Below are 1135 nucleotides of genomic sequence, written 5' to 3'. Positions count from 1 at the left end.
CCGCCGCACGCGCGCCATCGAACGACGAGTTCGACATGCGCTACGGCCTAAAGCCCGCAACCTTCGGCCTGCGCCCGCAAAGCGATTAGGTCAGCAGCGCCAACTCCTCTGCCTTCTGGCCGAGAAGCCGCGCCAAGCTTGCGCCCTGCCTAGGCCGCGTGGGTAAATCCCGTCAGGGAATTCGTCAGGCTGAGTCGGGTGGTGCTGTTTTCGAGAACCGAAGCGGAGCGGACGTTTGAGTCCGTGAGCATCGGAAGCGCAGAAAACGGCGCCAGACGGCCAGCCTCACGAATTCAGTGATGGGATTTCAGGCGCAGACGCGGTTGCGGCCCTGCCTCTTCGCCTCGTAAAGCTGGCGGTCGGCGCGGCGATAGAACTCTTCCGCTGTTTCCTTGCGGTCCCAGACGGCGAGCCCGACGCTGGTGGTGATCTTGAGGCGGACATTGCCCGACAGCACCGACATGTTGGCGATCGCCTTGCGGATGCGCTCGGCAAACTTGCCCAGAAGCTCGGCGTCCATGTTGGGCGTGACCACGGCGAACTCCTCGCCGCCCAATCGCGCCACCACATCGTGGTAGCGCGTCATGTCCTTGAGACAGTTCGCGACGGCCTTGAGCACTTCGTCGCCGACGTCATGGCCGTGGGTGTCGTTGACCTGCTTGAAATGGTCGAGATCGAGGATCATCAGCCCGACGGGCTTTTCGATGCGCCGGAACTCCTCGAGATACTCCTTCAGCGCATCATCGAAATAGCGCCGGTTCTGCATGCCGGTCAGGCCATCGGTCAGCGCCGCATGCTCGAATGTTTCCGAGCGCGCGCTGAGCGAGACCGTCATGGCGCGCAGCTTGCCTTCCTCCATCGCCTGTTTGCGGATCAGCGGATAGATGAAGAAGATGCCGAAGAACAGCGCGGTGGCCAGGAGCACGCCGGTCGCGAACAAGAGCTTGTTGAGATAGATGACCTTGTCCAGACCCGAAGCCGTATGCAACTCGTCGGCGAAGGATTGCAGAAGTCCGTAAGCATGCAGCGTCACCAGGCCGGCGGCCAGGATCACGAATATAAAGACGAAAAATGCTGATTCCGCCTTGTGGAAACGCATCTGCTCCCCGTTGGAAAAGTGCCCACTGATCTTATG

The 1135-nt window shown here is 61.1% G+C and carries 1 protein-coding gene; it reads right to left on the bottom strand.

Annotation, left to right across the window (positions count from 1 at the left end; all coding sequences use genetic code 11):
- Positions 1-307: 307 nt before the first annotated feature.
- Complete coding sequence (locus tag EN893_RS34980; RefSeq protein WP_127271965.1) at positions 308-1099, bottom strand: GGDEF domain-containing protein; 792 nt, start codon at positions 1097-1099, stop codon at positions 308-310.
- Between the last annotated feature and the right edge of the window lie 36 nt (positions 1100-1135).

This window comes from Mesorhizobium sp. M7A.F.Ca.CA.004.04.2.1 (assembly GCF_004022825.1).
Classification (GTDB): domain Bacteria; phylum Pseudomonadota; class Alphaproteobacteria; order Rhizobiales; family Rhizobiaceae; genus Mesorhizobium.
Note: the sequence above shows the minus strand (reverse complement) of the source record. Positions and strands in the feature narration are given on the sequence as shown.

What these genes read in the sequence shown, in the direction of transcription:
- EN893_RS34980 (WP_127271965.1), bottom strand. Translation starts at nt 1,099, where the DNA reads ATGCGTTTCCACAAGGCGGAATCAGCATTTTTCGTCTTTATATTCGTG.